Below are 20125 nucleotides of genomic sequence, written 5' to 3' on the forward strand. Positions count from 1 at the left end.
TATGGCCGGTATTGGATTTGAACTGAAGAAACTGTTCCATCGTAGGGGCTTGATGGCGATGCTGCGAGCCTACGGCTATGCCGGCGTGATTTGCGCAGGCCCGATGCTGCTGGGCGTGCTTCTGCAGTTTGGCGTGCTGATCGTGAGCGGTTGGTGGCAGGTGGACCGCCCCGACCGCGATCTGCTTGTATGCATGATCACATACACATTGCTTGCCTCGTTGGTGTTGACAAGTTTTCTGTCGATGCCGGTCACACGTTTTTTGGCGGATATGCTGTTTGATCACGATGAGAAGATGATTCTGCCGTCGTTTTGGGGGTCTACCGGCATCATGTTGGTAGTGGGCGCGGTGTTGTACACGGTGTTTCTGCTGTTTTCTGGAGCCACGCTGATGCAGGGCGCGTTGTGTTTATGGCTGTTTCTTGAAATGGTCGTCAACTGGAATGCGATGAGTTATTTGACGGCCATTAAAGATTACAAAAGCATTCTGTATTCTTTTGTTGCGGCGGTGCTGGTGGCGTTCGTCACGTCATGCGTGTTGCTTGTGTTGGCATGCTCTCCTGTGGAGTCGCTGTTGTTCGCAGTGGTGCTTGGCTATGGTGTGATGCTGGTATGGGATGTGCTGCTGTTGCATCGGTATTTTCCGCAAAGTCGTGAGAATCCGTGGCTGTTTCTGCAGTGGGTTGACCAGTTTCTGCCGTTGGCGTTGACCGGATTGTTTACCACCATTGGCTTGTTCGCCCATTTGGTGATCACCTGGTGTGGGCCGCTTGGCATCAAAGTGAAGGGTCTGTTTTATGGTGCGCCATATTACGATGTGCCCGCCATGCTTGCGTTTTTAACGATTCTGATCACCACGGTGAATTTTGTGGTGTCGGTGGAAGTGAATTTCTATCCGACATATCGTTCGTATTACAGTCTGCTCAACGATGGTGGCACGGTTAAAGACATTACCGTTGCCGAAAATGAAATGCTGGCTGTGCTCAATCGAGAATTGCATTACACGGCGTTAAAGCAATTGTTGGTGACCGCTGCCGTGATTTCGTTGGAAAAAACAGCGCTGAACGCGCTTCCTTTGGGTTTCAACGATGCAATGCATGGATATTTTCGTGTGCTATGCGTCGGATATGCGCTGTATGCGGTCGGCAATACCGTGATGCTGATCCTGCTGTACTTCACCGATTATTCCGGTGCGTTGACTGCATCGGCATTATTTGCAGGGTCGACGGTTATTTTCACGGTGATAGGACAGTTCTTCACTACCACACTGTTCGGCTTCGGTTTTCTGATGGGAGCGTCGCTGTTTGCTATTCATGCGACATTCCGGCTCGCCTCATACACCGACAATCTGCCATACCGAGTGCTGGGGCAGCAGCCGATTGTGGCACAGACGAAACGTGGACGTTTCCCCGAACTGGGCATACTGCTTGAACATGGCGAACAACGAATCGATCAATCACTGCATCGCACGGAATATAAGAGGCACGTGCGGCGCGAGTGCGGGACGAACATTACAGAAGCGAACAATACAATCGGGGAGGAATCGTAAATCATGACATGGTGGAATCGACGCAACACAAAAGCCATTACCACGCTTGTCAAGCAAATAGCGGCATTGATAGCAATGCTGATGGTGCTTTCCTGCGCCGGATGTGCGACTTCATCACCCAGCGATAATGAACAATCGCAATCATCGGATTCAACGCAGACGCATGAGCAAGTCAAGAAAAGCGCTGAACAAAGCATCGACGGCGCACACTTGCGCGACAACGAATCGTTATACAAGGTGTATGACGACAGCGGCGTGGAAACCATGTATCTGACGGTATCGCGCGGTAATTCGTCGGAAGGAACCGACCATAGCTGGAGTGAAATCAACCAGTATTCCGTTGATGACTATGCGGCAATGGGCGTTGGACGCTACAAGGTCAATGGTTTGCTGCAGGTCGGCGACGAACAGGGGCCGGTTTCCGGGGAGCTTGGTTTTGGCGAAAGCGCGCCGAACGCCACCGTGCAGGTACGTGGTCAGTCATCGAGTAAAAACGAGCAGAAGAATTACAAGATCGAGTTGAAAAGCGGAAAAGGCAAGTGGCGTGGCCAGCGTACCATCGCATTGAACAAGCATATGGGTGAAGGTCTGCGTTTCCGTAACAAAATGGCCTTTGATCTCATCAAAGGCATCGACCAGATGATGGGGCTGCGCACGCAATTCGTGCACTTGTATGTGAAAGACGAGACCAGCGGATCAGATTCCTTTGACGATTACGGTCTGTATACGCAGGTCGAACAGCTCAACAAAACCGCATTGCAAGCGCACGGACTTGATAAGAACGGCCAGCTGTATAAAGTCAATTATTTCGAATTCCATCGAGACGAAGACGTGATCAAACTCGCCGACGATCCCGACTATGATCAGACGAAATTCGAAGAAAAACTGGAAATCAAAGGCGACAACGACCATACCAAACTGATTGCCATGTTGAACGCGCTCAACGATTATTCAGTGCCGATGAGCGACATTCTCGGCAAATACTTCGATACCGAAAATCTCGCATACTGGATGGCATTCCAGCTGTTGACCGGCAATACCGATACGCAAAGCCGCAATATGTACCTGTATAGTCCCACGAATTCCGACACCTTCTACGTGCTCGACTGGGACAACGACGGCATGCTCATGCGCAAGGAATATGAGATCAAACAACGTTCCGACGGCAAAAGCTGGGAGAACGGCATCAGCAACTACTGGGGCAACATGCTGTTTAGCCGCTGCTTGCAGACCAAGTCGTTCCGAACTGCGCTCGACAAGGCAATACAAGACGAATACAAGTACATGAATGCCAATCGCATCAACTCCATGGTGAAGCATTACCGCAGCATTACGGAACAATATGTGTGGAAAATGCCTGATTCCATGTATGAAGGCGTTACCAAAAGCCAATATGATGTGATCGCGAACCAGCTGCACAGCGAAATCGAACAGAACTACCAGACATACCAAACCGGGTTCAACAAGCCCATGCCGTTCTACATCGGCACACCTACCCCTACCAATGGCAAGCTCAAACTCAGCTGGGATGTCTCCTACGATTTCAACGATGAGGATTTGCGTTATACCGTCACCGTGTCCAAGGATTACGAAGGTAAGGATGTAGTGTTCACACAGAGCGACCTCGTATTGCCGGAAGCTGTGATGGACATGCCCGGTGAAGGCCAGTACTTCATCAAAGTGAGCGTGCGCAACGCATCAGGCGAGACCCAGGACGCGTTTGACTACTACGTCACCGACGGCAACAAGATCTATGGCACCAAGTGCTTCTATGTGAAAGCCGGCGGCAGCATTGTGGAGGATGCCAATGTTCAATGATGGTGGCAATCGAGGAACGTCGCTGCTGCAGCGCGTCAAACGTCGGGTCAGCGAAGAATTATCCGTTCCGCCGAGCACCGCCAAGGAACGGTTCCGTCATGAGCTCAAATATCTGATCTCATACGCGCAAAAAGCTGATTTGAACGTGCGTATGGCGCCGCTGCTTGGTCTCGACAAACATGCGAGCAACGGCGGCTATATGATTCGCAGCCTGTATTTCGACGATTATTGGAACACCGCATATCGGGAAAAAGTCGATGGTGTGCTGCTGCGCAAGAAATACCGTATTCGCATCTACGATTACAGCGACCGCGTGATCAAACTGGAACGCAAACGCAAAAGCGACAGTTGGATTTACAAGGAGGATGCGCCGCTCACCCATGAGCAGTTCGACCGCATTCTTGCCGGCGATTACGAGTTTTTGCGCGACAGCGAACATCAATTGTGCCGCGAGTTTTATGTGGAATGCATGTGCAATGTGTTGCGTCCGCGTGTGATCGTCGATTATGAGCGCGAACCGTGGATTCTTGACGCTGGCACCGTGCGTGTCACTTTCGATATGAACGTGCGTGCGGCGGTTGGAGGATTCGATGTTTTCGACGCCACGCTGCCGGTACTGCCTGTGCTTGAGCCGGGAAAACTGGTGATGGAAGTCAAATTCACTGAATTTCTACCGCAAGTGGTGCGCGATCTGTTGCCAGGCAAGGCGCAGGAGTTGACATCGGCCTCGAAATACGTGCTCTGTTATGACAAAGCCTCGTATTTGCGGGGATTCGGCTACTGGCAGGAAGGCTGGAGCGTGCCGAGCCTGTAAAGACAGTCTATGATCGGCTGGCATTTCCCGAAATCAAACGTTACGAATCAAGGAAGCAAGAGAGAAAGAACAGCATTATGAGCGTTAATGATATGATCAAAAAGTCGGTGCTGAAATCCTTCAGTCAATACAATGTGCCCAAAATGGCGTTGGCATTGCTGGTGGCGTTGATTGTTGGCATCGTCATCTACTACGTGTACCGCCGTTTCTACACGGGCGTGGTGTATTCGCGCAGTTTCGCGGTCACATTGGTGGGCATGTCCGTGCTCACCTGCATGGTCACGTTGTCCATCAGTACTAATATCGTGATTTCCCTTGGTATGGTCGGTGCGTTGTCGATTGTGCGTTACCGTACCGCGGTCAAGGATCCGATGGATCTGCTGTATTTGTTCTGGTCGATTACTTCAGGTATCGCGGCGGGTGCGGGCATGTATGTGCTGGTGATTGTTGCCGGATTGGTGATGATCGGTATGTTGGCGCTGTTCTACTCGCATCAAGACAAGGGTCGCGTATACATTGCAGTGATCCACTATATGGGCGATATGGTTGGCGATGAGATCACGCGTGCGTTCGGGCGTACCAAATTCTTCGTCAAATCCAAAACCATGCGTGGCGAACGCACGGAAATGGCCGTTGAAGTGTTCTGCGACGACAAGGATATGGCGTTCGCCGAGCGTATCCGTGCGATTGACAGCGTCGAGGACGTCACTCTGATACAGTACAACGGCGAATACCACGGATAGTTTTTTCGACGAGAGGAAGACCGCGTGACCGACATGCCGGAAATGGGCGGAATGCCGTCTAATGACGAGCTGGTGCCTTTCTTTACATTCGAAGACATCGATCATGCGCTCGAAAACGGCGAATTCTGCTGTTATCTGCAGCCTAAATGCAATGCGGAGACGGGAACCATTGTAGGAGCCGAGGCGTTGGTGCGCTGGAATCACCCCAAATATGGCGTGATTCCCCCAGGATGGTTCGTCCCGGTATTGGAAAGAGCCGGGCGTATCTGCCATGTGGATGTGTTCGTATGGCGCTTCGTGGCTGAGATGCTGGGCAGATGGGAGCATGAAGGACGCAATCTGGTACCGGTTTCCGTGAACGTGTCCATGATGGATATCAACCAGATGGATGTGGCCGACGTGATCGGCGGGCTGCTGAACGAATATAACATCGACGCGCGTCTGTTGCAGGTGGAAATCACCGAAAGCGCCGTGGCGAAAAACCTGCCCGTGGTGAAGGATACCATCCGCAAACTGCATGCGAGAGGCATCGTGGTACTGATGGATGATTTCGGTTCGGCATATTCCTCGCTGAACATGCTCAAAGACATTAATGTCGATGTGATCAAACTGGACACGAAGTTCATCGAACTGAGCGATGAGAATGCCGGTAAAGGCATGAAAATCATCCAATCCATGATTGTGATGGCTAAGAAGCTGCATCTGATGATCATCGCCGAGGGCGCCCAGACCAAGGAACAGGTCGATTGGCTGAAAGCAATTGGATGCGGATACATCCAAGGATATTATTTCTACCCTCCACTGCCGGTGAAACGGATGGAAACGCTGTTGGCCGAGCGTGCCGACGGTCGGCACTATTGGGATATGTCGTGCGATTACCTGCATCGCGATCATGTGACCGTTAACGGCCGGGTGCTGTTGGGAGCCTCCGCGTTGGCGGCCGACGCCTTTGAAATCCTGGCTGATGGTCTGGCGGAAATATCCCGGTTGAATGTGGCGACAGGCGAATACCGTGCCATCAAACGAGATGGGGTGATTCCCGATCCGGAAGTCGACGAATTCGGCGCCTACATGCGTGCGGTGGCCACCAACCGGGTGGTGCATCCTGACGATGCCGGACGATTCTTCGACGATCTGAATCTGCCTTCACTCCGGGAACGGCTATACAGGCAGGAAACCATGCTGGGGATATACCGTAGCGAGGTATTGGCCAAAACCGGCGTAGTCACATTCGCGGTGATTCCCACTCACGCATGCTCCCCATCCAACCCTTGGGCTGTGGTGCTGGTCGGACAGAATCTGCCCATCGGACTATTGGCATGCGGCGATGCCGATAATTACCGCAGGGACTCGCTGACGGGGCTGCTCAACCGCAATGCCTACGATGACGACTTGGAGTACATCCAGGCCACGCATGACCAGCCGCTGACGGTGGTGTACGTCGACATGATCGGACTGCATGAAATCAACAACCATTTGGGGCATGCCAAGGGCGATTCGGCGTTGTGCGAACTTGCGGATGCGATGCGTGCCTGCTTCGATGACGACAGGATCTACCGCGTCGGAGGCGATGAGTTCGTGATTGTCAGCTGCAACCATACGGTGAGCCAAAGTATGCGTCGGATGGCGCGTATGCGTCGGGATTTTCTGGAAGGTGATTGGGATATATCCGTAGGCATGGCCGAATCCGATGATGGAGGGGATCTTCCAGACCTCATCAATCAGGCGGAAATCCGTATGCGCGAGGACAAGAAACAGTATTACGTCAATGGTGGAGGCAAACGCCAGCTCCGCATGCTCAACAACCGGCTTGAGAATATTTTGGTGCGCAATGATGATATGAAAATGCTGCTTGAATATCTGAATGTACGTTATCCGGTGTCATTTATAGTCAATCTGAATACCGATACGCAGCGTTCGATCATGGTGCCCGATTTCTTTCAGCGTATGCTTGATGGTCATGACGGTTCCTTCCGCGAAGCATTACGTGAGTTTTGCCGTGTGAGGATTGCTCCCGAATATCAAGAAGGACTCCTGCGACTGCTTGACTACGATGTCGTCCGTAGCCGGCTCAAGTCGGAAGGCGCAGTGCAATGCGGTTACGTGAAGAACGACGGTGAGCGGTTCATGTTGACGATTCTTGCCGACAACAGATCCACGGACAAGACCATGTGGGTGTTCGAACGTAAGGACCTGCCGTACGGAAGGGCAGGTTGTTCGATGGATGATGGCACCCCCCCCCCTACCGATTCTTAGGATGGCAGAGATTATAAAAACTTATAAAAGAATATAAAGGGCGATTGCCGCGTTTGCCTGCGTGCGGTCTGGCTTGTTTTGTGCTGATCTTGGCTGAGAGCGACTACCCCTCAGTCAGCCTGCAACCGATAACTCCCTTCACCAAGGGGAGCTGTCGTTTTTTACTCTGCATATGTGGATATCGTTGGTCGTTCCACCATAACTAGTGCGGAACAAGGGTTCGACTCGCACATCTTCTGTAGGAGATTGGGATTGGTCATGGATCGTACGGCTATGAAGCAGCTTGAGGCTTGGAAGACGTCTCGAAATAGAAAGCCGCTCATTATCCGAGGCGCCCGTCAGACGGGCAAAACGTGGCTGTCGGAGGAGTTCGGGCGTACACGATATGAGGCAGTGGCGCGTATCGACCTCATGAACGATGAGCGTGCGAGGAGTTTCTTTGACGGCGATCTAGATGTGAGCAGGATATTGCGTAACATCAGCCTCGAAACAGGTGTTCCTATCACGACAGATACCTTGGTGCTCCTTGATGAGATTCAAGAATGTCCGCGTGCATTGACTGCGCTGAAGTATTTCTGCGAAGATGCTCGTGAATATCACGTTATTGCGACTGGCTCCTACATGGGTATTGCCCGACATGCAGGCACTTCGTACCCGGTCGGCAAAGTCGATACGTTGACATTGCGTCCAATGGATTTCATGGAGTACCTTCGCGCCATCGGCCAAGGAATGATGGCCGATGCTATAAGCGACGGCACAGGTATTGCAGATTTGGATTCTGCAAAAAGGGACCTCCGGCGCGAAGCGGGCACTACCTTATTGGATATGGCAGTAGGGGTGTCTCTTTGCCCCTTTCACCATCTTGCAATAATTCTTTCATGTAAGAACTCTCTGTTAACATGTAAGAATTATTGCAAGATGGTGAAAGGGGATGCTCATGTTGCCGGCTAAAGAAAGTTTGACAGTTGAGTTCAAGAGCGAGCAGAAGCGCCCTCAATCGCATGATGAAATTGTTGACAACGTAGTGGCTCTAGCCAATACCGAAGGCGGCATACTGTATCTCGGTATTGAAGACGATGGCACTGTGACCGGCGTATGTGACGAGCATCGCAATATCAATGGACTTGCGGCACTAATTTTCAATAAGACTGTTCCGCAGCTTCCCGCTCGCGTGGCGCTCTTGTACGAGAACGAGGTGCCGATAGTCAGTATTGAGGTGGGTAACAGTCAGCAAATCGTGTCTACTAGTCAGGGGAAGACACTACAGCGCCGGCTGAAAGCAGACGGCTCGCCTGAGGTCGTTCCGCTGTTTGTTTCCCAATTCATTAGCCGTTTATCTCAGCAACGGTTCTACGATTTCAGTGCGCAACCTGCCCCAGAGGCTCGGTTGGACGATTTGAATCCAGACTCACGGAACAAGTTGAGAAGCCATATTCGCAGTGCCAATGCGCAAAACTCGTTGTTGTCTTTTACGGATGAGGATTTCGATCGGGCACTTGAGCTGGTTGTTGATGGCCCGTATGGATTGCAGCCATCTGTTGCTGGTCTGCTCACCATTGGTTCGGTTGATGCTATTCATCGATCGATTCCAGCCGCATCGGCTGTTTTTCAAGTGATGAAAGGCATGTCTCCAAAGGTCAATATGGATCCGTTCGTGTTGCCCTTGGTGGATATGTTTGATCGTGTAGGCGAGCTGATGGAGCCGTGGAATCCCAGCCACGAAGTCATGAGCGGCTTGATTCGTGTCGATCTGCCAGACTTCGATCGAGGGGCATTCCGTGAGGCAATGATTAACGCTTTCTGCCATCGCGATTATGCACGAATGGGTTCGGTGAGGTTCCTGGTTGATGATGATGGGTTGACCATAGCTAATCCCGGAGGATTCATAGAGGGTGTCTCCGAAGATAACCTGCTTACTGCACAACCGCGTTCCCGTAATCCGCAGCTTGCTCTGATTTTGAAAGCTGCCGGATATGTTGAACGTACCGGGCGAGGTGTGGATACCATCTATGCCGGGTCGATTGCGGCAGGCGGTTCTTTCCCGGATTACTCGCAGTCCAGTGCCGAAGAAGTCATTCTGTTCCTCCGCCGTGTGGTGCCTGACGAGGCATTCGTGACCATGATTGGAGATGAGGAGCGTCGACGAGGAGCACCGTTGCCAGTCTGGTCGCTGATTGTGCTCTCACTACTGCGCGAGCATCGTAGGCTTACTATGGTCCAGTTGTGCGATTTCTCCCATTTGGAGCATCGACGCATCGTGTCTGCTGTTGAGAATTTGGTGGAAGCTGGTTTGGTAGAGGGGGTCGGCAGTGGGAGCTCTCGCTCGTATATGCTGAGTGCCCAAGTGTACAAACGTTCAGAGGGGTTGGCGTCTTACGTGCGTCAGCGTGACATCGATGCCACCCGGCGCAGTGGCCTTGTTCTGGAGTTCGCCGAAAAAAATGATGGTGTCGTCACTACGGCGGATGTCATGGATCTATTCGGCCTGAGCTATATCAGTGCATACCGGTTGTTGAAGAAGCTCGAAGATGTGGGCAAGTTGCGCCGCGAGGGGAATGGGCCGTCATCCCGATACGTGTTGGGATGATTGGCGCGCGTGAAAGTAAGTTCTTTCATCACCTTTCAATAATTCTTTCATGTAAGAACTCTCTGTTTACATGTAAGAATTATTGTAAGGTGATGAAAGATGCACACAAAAACGGGGAAGCCCCGCTCACATCGAGCGGGGCTTCCCCATATGCGCTGGTGTGTAGATCAGCCCGTGTTCTGCAGGCCGGCAGCAACACCTGAAACGGTGCAGAGGATCAGATAGATGAATCCTGCCTGCTGGCTTTGCGAGAGCTCTTCCTTGTCCACCTTCTTGCGCAGCGACTTGAGCGCCAGCACCTGGGTGACGGACAGCGCGTCCACATACGGCGAACGAATGCGGATGGCCTGGCCGAGCACGTGGCGGTGCTGCAGCGGCCACTTGTCACCCACGATGTCCAGAACCCACTTGCGGGTGAGCTCCATCTCCTCGAGCACCTTCTTGTTGAGGTCCTCGCGGTCGCCGAGGGCGAGGTACATCTTGGCGATGCGCTCGTCCGTCTTGGCGATGGACATCTCGATGTTGTCGATGAACGTGGAGAACAGTGGCCATTCCTCGTAGGCCTGACGCATGGTCTCCAGATCGCCGAACTTCTCGCATGCGGTACCGAGGCCGTACCAAGCGGCCAGGTTGATGCGTGCCTGAGCCCAGGAGAAGATCCACGGAATCGTACGCAAATCGTCTAGGGACTTGGCGCCAAGGCCGCGCTTGGCCGGGCGGGAGCCAATCGGCAGCAGACCGATTTCGGTCAGCGGCGTGACGATCGAGAACCACGGGGCGAAGCCATCGGTGTTCAGCAGGTCGAGGAAGCGGTTGTGCGCGGCCTCGTCGAGCTGAGCAGCCATGTCGGCGTACTTCTTGGTCATGTCGGTGTTGCGCTTCTCCACGCTCGGGGCGGACTGCAGCAGGGTTGCCGCAGCCACGGACTCCACGTGGCGGATGGCAAGCACCGGGTTGCCGTAACGGGCGAAAATGACCTCGCCCTGTTCGGTGAGCTTGAAGCGGCACTTGACGGAACCGACCGGCTGGGCGAGCACCGCACGGTTGGCCGGGCCGCCGCCGCGACCGACGGCGCCGCCGCGGCCATGGAACAGCGTCAGGTCGATGTCGTGCGATTCGGCCCACTTGGCGATGCGTTCCTGGGCGGAGTGCAGCGCCAGCGTGGCGGAGGTCGGTCCGGCGTCCTTCGAGGAATCGGAGTAGCCGAGCATGACCTCGAGCTTGTTGCCGGTGGCCTTCAGGCGAGCCTGAACCTCGGGGATCTTAATCATTTCTTCGAGCACATCCACCGAGTTCTGCAAATCCTCAAGCTGCTCGAACAGCGGGATTACGTCGATGGTGGGCACATCCTCCGGGTGGGAGAATGCCAAGCGGTTGAGCTCGTAGACATCCTTGATGTTCTGGGCGCTCTTGGTGAAGGAGATGATGTAGCGGCGGGCGGCCTTGAGGCCGTTGCGCTTCTGGATGGCCCCGAGCGCGCGGAAGGTGTCGAGCACCTCGTGGGTCATCGGCTGCAGATCGCCGCGTTCGCCGTGCAGACCGTGCTCGCGGATATCCGCAAGGGCGCGGGCGTGCACCACAGAGTGCTGACGGAACTCCATCTCCACCATGTGGAAGCCGAAGGTCTCGGTCTGCCAAATCAGATCCTGCAGCGGGCCGTAAGCGGAGCGCTTGGCGCCAGCCTCGGCCAGCGAACGCTGCACCACCTTGAGATCGTTGAGGAAGTCGTCGCAGGAGTGGTACATGAGGTCGGCATCGCGCTCGATGGTGTAATGCAGACGATCGGCCATCACCAGCATGACCGCGCGGTGCATCTCCTTGGTGGAGATCAGTGCGGCCTTGTCGGTCAGACGCTCGCTCATTTCCTTCTGGTGGCTCCACAGGTTCTTGAGCTCGGCGCTCGGCGGCGTGGTCTCGGCCTCCATCGTGAGGTTGCGGCCCACTGTACGGGTGGCTTCCTCGAGAGCGGCGATCACGTGATCGGAGAACTTGCGGGCCACAGCGCGGCTCACCTTGGCGGTGACGTTCGGGTTACCGTCACGGTCGGAGCCAATCCAGCTGCCCGGGTGGAAGAACGCGGGGCAGGCAGGTTCGACGAGTCCGGCCTGGTCGCCCAGAATCCAGTCGTCGAAGCGACGGTAGACCTTGGGGATGGTGTGGAACAGCGTGTTGTCGAAGATGTCGAGAATCGTGTCCGCTTCCTCAACCGGGGTCGGCTTCTTCAGCGCAATCGGAGAGGTGCGGAACAGGGCGTCGATCTCGTTGTAGAGGCGGCGCAGGCATTCCTTCTTGTCCGAGCCGCCGAGAATCTTGTATTCCCCGAGCAATTCGGAGATGCGGCGGATCTTGCCTTCCACTGCCTTGCGGCGTGCTTCAGTGGGGTGCGCGGTGAAGACGGGGTGGAACTCAAGCTGGTCGAGCAGCTCCTTGGCCTTGGCCGGGCCCATCTCGTTGATGAGCTGGTGGTAGGCGACGGTGAGCTCGTTGATCGGATCGACCGCCTGCTCGCCGGATACGTTGTTCTCGCGCTCATGGAGCACGGAAACGCGGTAGTTCTCCTCGGACAGGTTTGCCAGATGGAAGTACGTGGCGAATGCGCGGGCCAACAGCTGGGCGTCGTGCAGCGTCATGTTGTCGATGACGTTCACGGCCTCTTTCAGGCCATCCTGTGCGGGGTTCGGATCCTCCAACTCGGCGAAGTGTTCAGCGCTGGCTTCCACCGAGTAATTACGCACGGTGTCGAACGTGGAGAGCAGTTCGGGGTTGTATTCGCCCAGTACGTCACGCAGGATCTTCAAACACAGATCCATGTCGTCCTTGAGGCTTTGGGGAAGATCATGCTCCTCGGGGCCCTTGCGGCCAGTTCCGGTGGTGACGATGGCGGCGTCAGCAGGAGTGATCTGTTCTTCTGGTGTTGCCATATAACCTCCTTTGCCGAATATCAGGTTGCTCGGTCTGACGGTCGTCCGCGGCTCCTCCGCGGTTGTTGAGGCCGTCCGTTGCGAGCCCACAGCCTGTATTCAACGTGGTTGTTGTGTGAGCAACAGTGTATCCCCATGAAATCGCCACTTACGTTACGAAGTCCATATAGTGCGCAGCGGTGATGTTCATTTCGGGGGGCATTTGCCCGAATATTGGACAACATATGGGACGATGTCCGAAGCGCGGAAAAATCAGGCATCAGGCGATTGCCGCAGGGGTAGGCGGGGAGTAGTAATGGACAACGTGAGCGAACAGAAGAAAAATAATGCGCCTGAGGTGAAAGGCGCATCGGCCGTACGAAAATTCCACACCCACTCTATTCCGCTGGACATGGAAGACATTGCGCGTGACTGGGATAAGCCGGTGGTGGATGCCGGTATCGCGGCCAAGGCGAGCGTTATTGTGCGCGTTGGCATGCTGGATTTGGGGGCCGGCACTGGATCGTTCCGCGTGCGTGAGATGATGCACCGCATCGCCTATCCATTGGGCGTGCATGTGCGCGCCGATGTGAACCTGACGGACATCGAAGCTACCTGCACCGATGGCCGCAATCGCATCACCGAAGTCGTGGATTTGCCGACTACCGGCGTGAACACCGAACGAATCTGGCTGCTTGAGCATTTTGCCGACTGGTTCTCCGTGAACCTCGGTAAGGGATCGATGTATCACGTCGATTCGCAGTTGTCTGATGGAGTGGTCAAACATCTTGATGAGCGCGATGCCTCGCAGTATTCGGCTGATCTGTCCAAGCGGCTGCGTGAACGGGCCAAGGCTCGTGCCGCTGCGGCCGACGGCAGCGTTGATGATGCTTTGGATGTGGCGTTGAGGGCCAAGGTCACGGTTACCTCTGTGGCTAAATCCTTGGATGATGACAACGAGGAAGCGCACCGTCTGCTGGCGGACAGCGAGAAGGTCACCCCGATTGAAGACAAGGCGGCCGAGGAAAAAGCCTACGATGATGCCGAGGTGTTCGCCGGCGATTCCAACGAGGCGGTCGAGGCGGCCAGTTCTGCCGGGGCCGAGAGCCTGATGCGGCATGAGGCGGGAAATGCTCCGGACAATGACGAGAACGCTGCCGGCGAGCCGGCGCGTTCTGACGGTTCGGGCGTGCGTGCATCGGAAGGTGACGCTGCAGATGCCGCGACTGAGCCGAGTTCGGCCAAACGCAAGAGTCGCGTGCCCAAGGAATACGCCGAACATTTCAACGAGCGTTCCGATGAAGAGAAGGCCAAGGGCGGCATCACTGTGCGTCAGGCACACGAGCGGCTCGATCTCATCGAGCGCCGCAAGCCGTTGTACAAACCGTGGTTCTCCGGCTTAGCCTCCGCTTTGGCTTGTGCGGCCTTCGTGTTCCTGCTCGGTGGTGGCCCGTATGACATGATTGGTGCGTTCGTAGGAGCGGGCCTTGGCCAGTGGATGCGCCGGCGACTATTCGCGCATCATCTGAACCAGTTCTTTGTCACCTTTGTATGTGTGGCTGCGGCGGCGCTCGCCTGCACGGGCACTTTGCGACTCATCGGCATCTTCGACCCGGTCGCACTTTCGCATGATACGGCCTATATCGGTGCCATGCTGTTCGTGATTCCGGGCTTCCCGCTTATCACCGGCGGCCTCGATATGGCCAAGATTGACTTCCCCTCTGGCATTCAGCGCGTGGCCTACGTGCTGTGCATCATCCTGATGGCCACGCTCGCAGGCTGGGCTGTGGCCGTGATGGTGCACCTGCACCCGGAAGGTTTCGAGCCGTTGGGATTGAACCCGTGGGTCAACGGTTTGCTGCGGTTCGTGGCGGCGTTCGTCGGCGTGTGGGGCTTCTCCGTGCTGTTCAATTCGCCGCAACGTATGTGCCTGACGGCCGCGCTGATTGGTGCAATCACCGACACGTTGCGTTTGGAATTGCAGGACTTCAGCGTGGCACCCGAGATGGCGACCTTCATCGGCGCATTCCTGGCGGGTATTCTGGCCTCTGCATGGCGTTCATCCGTCAGGCGCGGCTGGCTGCCACCGCACCTTGGCTATCCGCGCATCTGCCTGACTGTGCCGTCTATCGTAATCATGGTGCCCGGCTTGTATATGTACCGCGCGATGTGGTACCTCGGCAGCTTCGACACTGTCAATGCTCTGGATTGGGCATTCCGCGCATTTATGGTGATTGTCTGTTTGCCGATCGGTTTGGCGATGGCTCGCGTGGTCACCGATAAATCCTGGAGATACGACATTTAGCCGTTGTGCTGGCTCCCCTCGGGTGAGGGGAGCCAGGCAACATAACATAGCGTCTCAGTATGGTGACACTGGAAGGCGCTTGAGACCTTGCATCCATTACCATCGGGCGAAGTGCGTTGCAGTCGTGTTCATGGTTGTGGCGGCCGGCACGGCGCTGGTTCAGCGCCCATCACACATCAACACAAACTCATGCCATGGCGATAGCCGCTTGGCGTCATGATCGAGGAGGGTCGTTGGCCAACGATTTCTGGATTCTGCTGGCCATGGTCATCTATTTTGCGGCCATGCTGTCCATCGGATTCATCTACTCCAAGCGCTCCAACTCCTCCTCCAAGGAATACTTCGCGGGTGGTCGCGGCGTGGGGCCGTGGCTCACGGCACTAAGCGCCGAAGCCTCCGACATGAGCGGCTGGCTGCTCATGGGCCTGCCGGGCTTGGCCTACTTCACTGGCGCGGCCGATCCGATGTGGACTGCCATCGGCCTGGCTCTCGGTACCTATCTCAACTGGAAACTTGTGGCCCGCCGCTTGCGTCGCTACTCGGTGGTGGCCGGTGACGCCATCACTATTCCTGATTTCTTCGCCAAGCGATTCCATGACGAGAAGGGCGTGATTTCCACTATTGCGGCCGTAATCATCTTGGTGTTCTTCAGCGTGTATGTGGGCAGCTGCTTCGTGACGGTGGGCAAGCTGTTTGCCACGCTGTTCGGCTTCGACTACCACATCATGATGATCATCGGCGCGGTGGTCGTGTTCGTCTACACCGTGGTGGGTGGCTATCTGTCTGTGGTGATGACCGACTTCATTCAGGGCATGCTCATGTTCTTTGCGCTCGCGGTGGTGTTCATCGGCACTGTGGCCAGTGCAGGCGGCATCGACAACACCGTGGAATTCCTGCGCTCCATCCCCGGCTATCTCTCCGGCACGCAGGTGGCCGCGCCCAAGCTGGACCCGGCCACCGGTCAGCAACTGGTCGAGGCGGGGAAGGCCGTGTTTGGTGCGCCCTCCGATTATGGCATTATCACCATTATTTCCATGCTGGCGTGGGGCCTGGGCTACTTTGGCATGCCGCAGGTATTGGTGCGCTTCCTTTCCATCCGCAGCGTGGAGGAAGTGCGTAAGTCCCAAATCATCGCCACCTCTTGGTGTGTGATTTCGCTGGGCTGCGCAGTGTGCATCGGCCTGGTGGGTCGTGCCATGATGCCCACCGAACTGTTGACCTCCACCGACGCGGAAACCATTTTCATCGTGCTGGCGCAGACCCTGCTGCCGAGCTTCATGTGCGGCGTGGTGGTCTCCGGCATCTTCGCCGCCTCGATGAGCTCCAGCTCCTCGTATCTGATTATTGGCGCTTCGGCCATGGGCGAGAACATTTTTCGTGGATTGCTGCATAAGAAGGCCACGGATCGGCAAGTCATGATTGTGGCTCGTGTGACGCTGGTGGTTATGTTCCTGTTCGGCATTGTGGTGGCGTCTGACCAGAACTCTTCGATTTTCCAGGTCGTCTCCTATGCGTGGGCTGGTCTCGGCGCATCGTTTGGGCCATTGATGCTGTGCTCGCTGTATTGGCGTCGTGCCAACAAGGCCGGTGCCGTGGCCGGCATGTTGTCTGGTACGACGACCGTGCTGATTTGGCATAACCTCGTCAAGCCTTTGGGTGGTGTGTTTGCCATTTACGAGCTGCTGCCTGCGTTCATCATTTCGTTGCTGTTCATCGTGGTGGTCTCGCTGTTAACCGCCAAGCCGAATGAACGCATGCTTTACGAATTCGACCACTACATGGATGATCCGCTGCCTGGCACCCTGCCGTCCGGCACCGTGCTCGTCGACGAACCCATGGAAGCCATGGAGGCCGAAGTCCGCAGCGGCAAGTGACGCGTACCCGCTGCGCGGTTGGCTTGGCGCTGTATCCTTTGGCCCCGCGAAGTCGCATGAATTTGCCGGCTTCGTGGGGTTTCTTCGATGGAAGGGATACATTTAGCCCGCTCTGCAAGGTCATCGCATCCACTGATGCCTCTTTGTTGAGGTGCGGCTGTCTCTATTGAGCTATTCACGCGGCGTTATCGGAATAATTGGAAGCAGCGGCTCGACATTCAAACGTTTGTACAGCGGAATACGGCGTAATTTTCGGGCATCGCTGACCTGTCGAATGGTCTGCCGCGTAGTGAGCTGAACCGTTTTGCCCGTGACCTCTTGTATCCTTTCGGCGACTCTTCGGGCAAGAGCCTCTTCTCCCGCTTCATCGCCAATATCTAATTTGGTAACTTGAATGTACTTCCAACCGGCATCCTCTATCATTTGACGGCGTCGTGCGTCGTTCAGCCATTGTCCGGCATGATGAGATCCTTCGTATTCGATGCATATCTTGAATTCGGGGTACGCAAGGTCAAGATATATGGGTTTGGTGTTGTTCCCTACGAATATCGGGTAATTCACTAGTGGGCAATCCAAGCCATATTTCATGAGAGCCAGGCGGGTTCGTGTTTCCATGGAGGAATCCGTGCCGGCGCGTGCCAAAAGTAGAGCGTGGCGGCACTTCTTATATCCGCGGAACAGATACGAATTAGCGCCGCTCTCTTTAACGGCGCGTACTTGAGCCTCGACCTCGTCGAGATACAGAGACAAATTATCTGAGGTTGTTCTGCAGAGTCTTCGATCTCGGCGCATCATGGAATCTGCGAGAACGACAAGTTCCTCAAGTTCAAGATACGCGGCGAACATGGCCCATGTGCAAGCCGGCGAAGTACATGTGAACTGCCCGTCAACCATGACCGTGTCTAGTGGGAAAGGCCATACAACCACTTTGATTCCCACAACGTGCCGCTTGGCATTGGCGTGTGGAACCGCAACAATGGTTGCAGTTGCAAGGCCTCTGTGTTTGCTCAATATGCGGGGCGCCTCGATTGATAAAAGCTCCAACGCCGTTGTCAGGGCATAGGGCGGTCGCCAGCCGCTTCGCCGTTGCACATCTGCACACGTCTGCATTCGTTGATATTTCTGCATTGTCAGCTCTGTCAATGCGATTGAGCTGCCCATGATGATCACCCCCTCGTGATGTTCTGCTTTGTGTTTGAGAAGTGTAGGGGTTGACTGCCCGCTCTGTCTACCGCCTCAATTTTTCGGTGGATAGATGTGGATAAGTCAGTGGATAACTGGGGGTATTCGTTGAGGTCTGTCAGACCAGTGTGGCTCCGAATACATTGGATAAGTCATGCGGAGCCCTAAATGAGGCCTGCCCCTGCCCCTTGCGCACGCCCTCCTTACCGCTGGTTCTGGTTCACGTGGGGTGATGGGCGCGGGGAGGTGGAACCCGTGCCCTTTGTAGGTGAACCAGCGCGTTGGTCTAACAGTCCCATTCATGTTGGCTGCAGGACATCCATGATTACAAGGAACGCAGGGATTTGCGGGTCCGATGGCGGGGCACCATCGACGGCATGATTAAGCTTGAACGAAATCCCCATGGCGTTCAAGCAAAGGTGGCATGATGGCGGGTATGAGTAGCTTGGTGCGTATTGTCAATGCCGGTGTTCCGGGGTCTCAGGACCGCGTGGACGTGGTTCTTCGCGATGGGGTTGTTGCGTCCGTCAATCCTGCCGGAACGGACCTAGCCTCGCATGGCGCAATGCCGGCTGGAGCGCATACGGCATTCTCGGCGCACACGTCGAACGCCGCTGACACTGGCAGCACCCCGACTCCAACGCCAGCCGCCGCACCTGCTGACGAAACCACCATCAATGCAGATGGCCTGTGGATCATCCCCGGCTTGTGGGACTGCCATACGCACTTCACGCAATGGGCCAAGACGTTGGGCCGTCTGGATCTCATCAACGCTCGCTCGGCTGCTGAGGCGATGGATATGCTGCACCGTCACTTGGACGAGCGCCGCGCCGCCGGCACGCTTGACCCGGATGCCTTCGTGGTGGGCATGCGATTCCGTCACTCGCTGTGGGCTGATGATGAGCAGCCCACGTTAGCCGCCATCGACGCCGTGACCGGCGACCAGCCGGTGGCCCTCTCCAGCGCGGACATGCACTGCGGTTGGGTGAACTCTGCCGCGGCTCGCAGACTTGGCGTACATGTGGATGAATCCGGACTGGTCGGCGAGCTCGAATGGTTTAACGCCTACACCACCTTCGACAAAGCACCGGGCGCCGCCGAGGAGACCGATCGTCTGCTGCGCGAGGCCGAACAGGACGCCGCAAGCAAGGGCGTGGTCGGCATCCGCGATTATGAGATGGCCGAAAACATCGACACGTGGATTAATCGTTTCGCGGCCGGTATCAATGGCTTGCGTGTGGACGCCGGTGTATATCCCGAACGGCTACAAGTCGCCATCGATGCAGGGTGGCATACCGGCAAGGAATTGCCAGGCAGTGCCGGGCTTGGCCATGTAGGCGCCATGAAGCTCATCTCGGACGGCTCGCTCAACACCCGCTCTGCCTACTGTTCCACGTCGTATTCGGGCATCGAGCCGCCGACGTATGGCACCCTGAGCTACACGCCACAGCAAATTGAAGACTATATGCGCTTGGCCACCGAGCATGGCTTCGATATTGCCTGCCACGCCATTGGCGACGAAGCGAACACCATTGTGCTCAACGCAGCAGCTGCCACGCACGCACATGGATCGATCGAGCACGCGCAGATGCTCAAGCCCGTCGATATCCCACGCTTTGCCGAGTTGGGCCTTACGGCCAGCATCCAGCCGCAGCATGCCATGGATGACCGCGACGTCATTACCCGTTTCTGGGCCAATCCGGCTGGTATCCCCTATCCGTTCAAAGCCCTTCATGACGCAGGTGCCATGCTGCGCATGGGTTCCGACGCGCCTGTGGCCCCACTGGACCCGTGGCTGGCCATTTCCGCCGCCGTGTTCGGCATCGAAAGCTCCGATCGCGAGCCGTTCCAGCCCGAGCAGTGCCTCGATGTGCGCACCTCACTGGCGGCTTCGACCGCAACGGGTCGTGACCATCTCGCAGTCGGCGACCCGGCTGATGTGGTATTACTCGACACTGACCCGTACTGCGTGTCCGCTCCTGAAGCCATGCGTGCTATGTCGGAACATGTCGTAATGACGTTGTTGCGCGGGGAACGTATGTATTGATGCAATCCATCGCATGAAGTGACTAGATGCCTATTTCGGCGGTCGTGTTA

12 protein-coding genes are annotated in these 20125 nt (G+C 55.7%); 10 read left to right on the plus strand and 2 right to left on the minus strand.

Going from position 1 to position 20125, the window contains the following annotated elements:
• Window position 1: 1 nt before the first annotated feature.
• From pelG to BBBR_RS00175, 7 genes are all read left to right on the plus strand, one after another.
• Window positions 2-1549, plus strand: a complete 1548-nt coding sequence (pelG, locus tag BBBR_RS00145) for an exopolysaccharide Pel transporter PelG (protein ID WP_003827899.1) — start codon at window positions 2-4, stop codon at window positions 1547-1549.
• A gap of 3 nt (window positions 1550-1552) precedes the next feature.
• Window positions 1553-3367 (plus strand): CotH kinase family protein, encoded by a 1815-nt coding sequence (locus BBBR_RS00150; RefSeq protein WP_003827900.1) that lies wholly within the window; start codon window positions 1553-1555, stop codon window positions 3365-3367.
• Window positions 3357-4181, plus strand: a complete 825-nt coding sequence (locus tag BBBR_RS00155; RefSeq protein WP_003827901.1) for a polyphosphate polymerase domain-containing protein — start codon at window positions 3357-3359, stop codon at window positions 4179-4181. Before BBBR_RS00150 ends, BBBR_RS00155 begins: the two co-directional genes overlap by 11 nt.
• A gap of 77 nt (window positions 4182-4258) precedes the next feature.
• Window positions 4259-4924 carry a DUF4956 domain-containing protein gene (locus tag BBBR_RS00160; RefSeq protein WP_003827902.1) on the plus strand — a complete coding sequence of 222 codons (666 nt, stop codon included), beginning with the start codon at window positions 4259-4261 and terminating at the stop codon, window positions 4922-4924.
• A 33-nt stretch (window positions 4925-4957) separates the two neighbouring features.
• Window positions 4958-7180 carry a GGDEF domain-containing protein gene (locus BBBR_RS00165; RefSeq protein ID WP_033519496.1) on the plus strand — a complete coding sequence of 741 codons (2223 nt, stop codon included), beginning with the start codon at window positions 4958-4960 and terminating at the stop codon, window positions 7178-7180.
• Window positions 7181-7453: 273 nt separating this feature from the next.
• A complete protein-coding gene (locus BBBR_RS00170) occupies window positions 7454-8131 on the plus strand; it encodes an ATP-binding protein (RefSeq protein WP_225851445.1) in 678 nt (225 codons plus the stop codon).
• Window positions 8112-9767 carry an RNA-binding domain-containing protein gene (locus BBBR_RS00175; protein WP_003827905.1) on the plus strand — a complete coding sequence of 552 codons (1656 nt, stop codon included), beginning with the start codon at window positions 8112-8114 and terminating at the stop codon, window positions 9765-9767. The genes BBBR_RS00170 and BBBR_RS00175 overlap by 20 nt, the downstream gene beginning before the upstream one ends.
• Window positions 9768-9934: 167 nt before the next feature.
• Here BBBR_RS00175 and BBBR_RS00180 read toward each other — a convergent pair whose 3' ends face one another.
• Window positions 9935-12688 carry a phosphoenolpyruvate carboxylase gene (locus tag BBBR_RS00180; RefSeq protein WP_003827906.1) on the minus strand — a complete coding sequence of 918 codons (2754 nt, stop codon included), beginning with the start codon at window positions 12686-12688 and terminating at the stop codon, window positions 9935-9937.
• Between the two features lie 295 nt (window positions 12689-12983).
• On the opposite strand from BBBR_RS00180, the gene BBBR_RS00185 reads away from it, so the two are divergent.
• Window positions 12984-14972, plus strand: a complete 1989-nt coding sequence (locus BBBR_RS00185; protein ID WP_003827907.1) for a threonine/serine exporter family protein — start codon at window positions 12984-12986, stop codon at window positions 14970-14972.
• A 233-nt stretch (window positions 14973-15205) separates the two neighbouring features.
• A complete protein-coding gene (locus tag BBBR_RS00190) occupies window positions 15206-16846 on the plus strand; it encodes a sodium/proline symporter (protein WP_106620575.1) in 1641 nt (546 codons plus the stop codon).
• Between the two features lie 171 nt (window positions 16847-17017).
• Here the strand turns inward: BBBR_RS00190 and BBBR_RS00195 are convergent, their stop codons facing one another.
• Window positions 17018-18007, minus strand: coding sequence for a hypothetical protein (locus BBBR_RS00195; RefSeq protein WP_003827909.1), 990 nt, complete (start codon window positions 18005-18007; stop codon window positions 17018-17020).
• Between the two features lie 448 nt (window positions 18008-18455).
• On the opposite strand from BBBR_RS00195, the gene BBBR_RS00200 reads away from it, so the two are divergent.
• Complete coding sequence (locus BBBR_RS00200; protein WP_032738105.1) at window positions 18456-20075, plus strand: amidohydrolase; 1620 nt, start codon at window positions 18456-18458, stop codon at window positions 20073-20075.
• The last annotated feature ends 50 nt before the right edge of the window (window positions 20076-20125 follow it).

The organism is Bifidobacterium breve DSM 20213 = JCM 1192, assembly GCF_001025175.1.
Classification (GTDB): domain Bacteria; phylum Actinomycetota; class Actinomycetes; order Actinomycetales; family Bifidobacteriaceae; genus Bifidobacterium; species Bifidobacterium breve.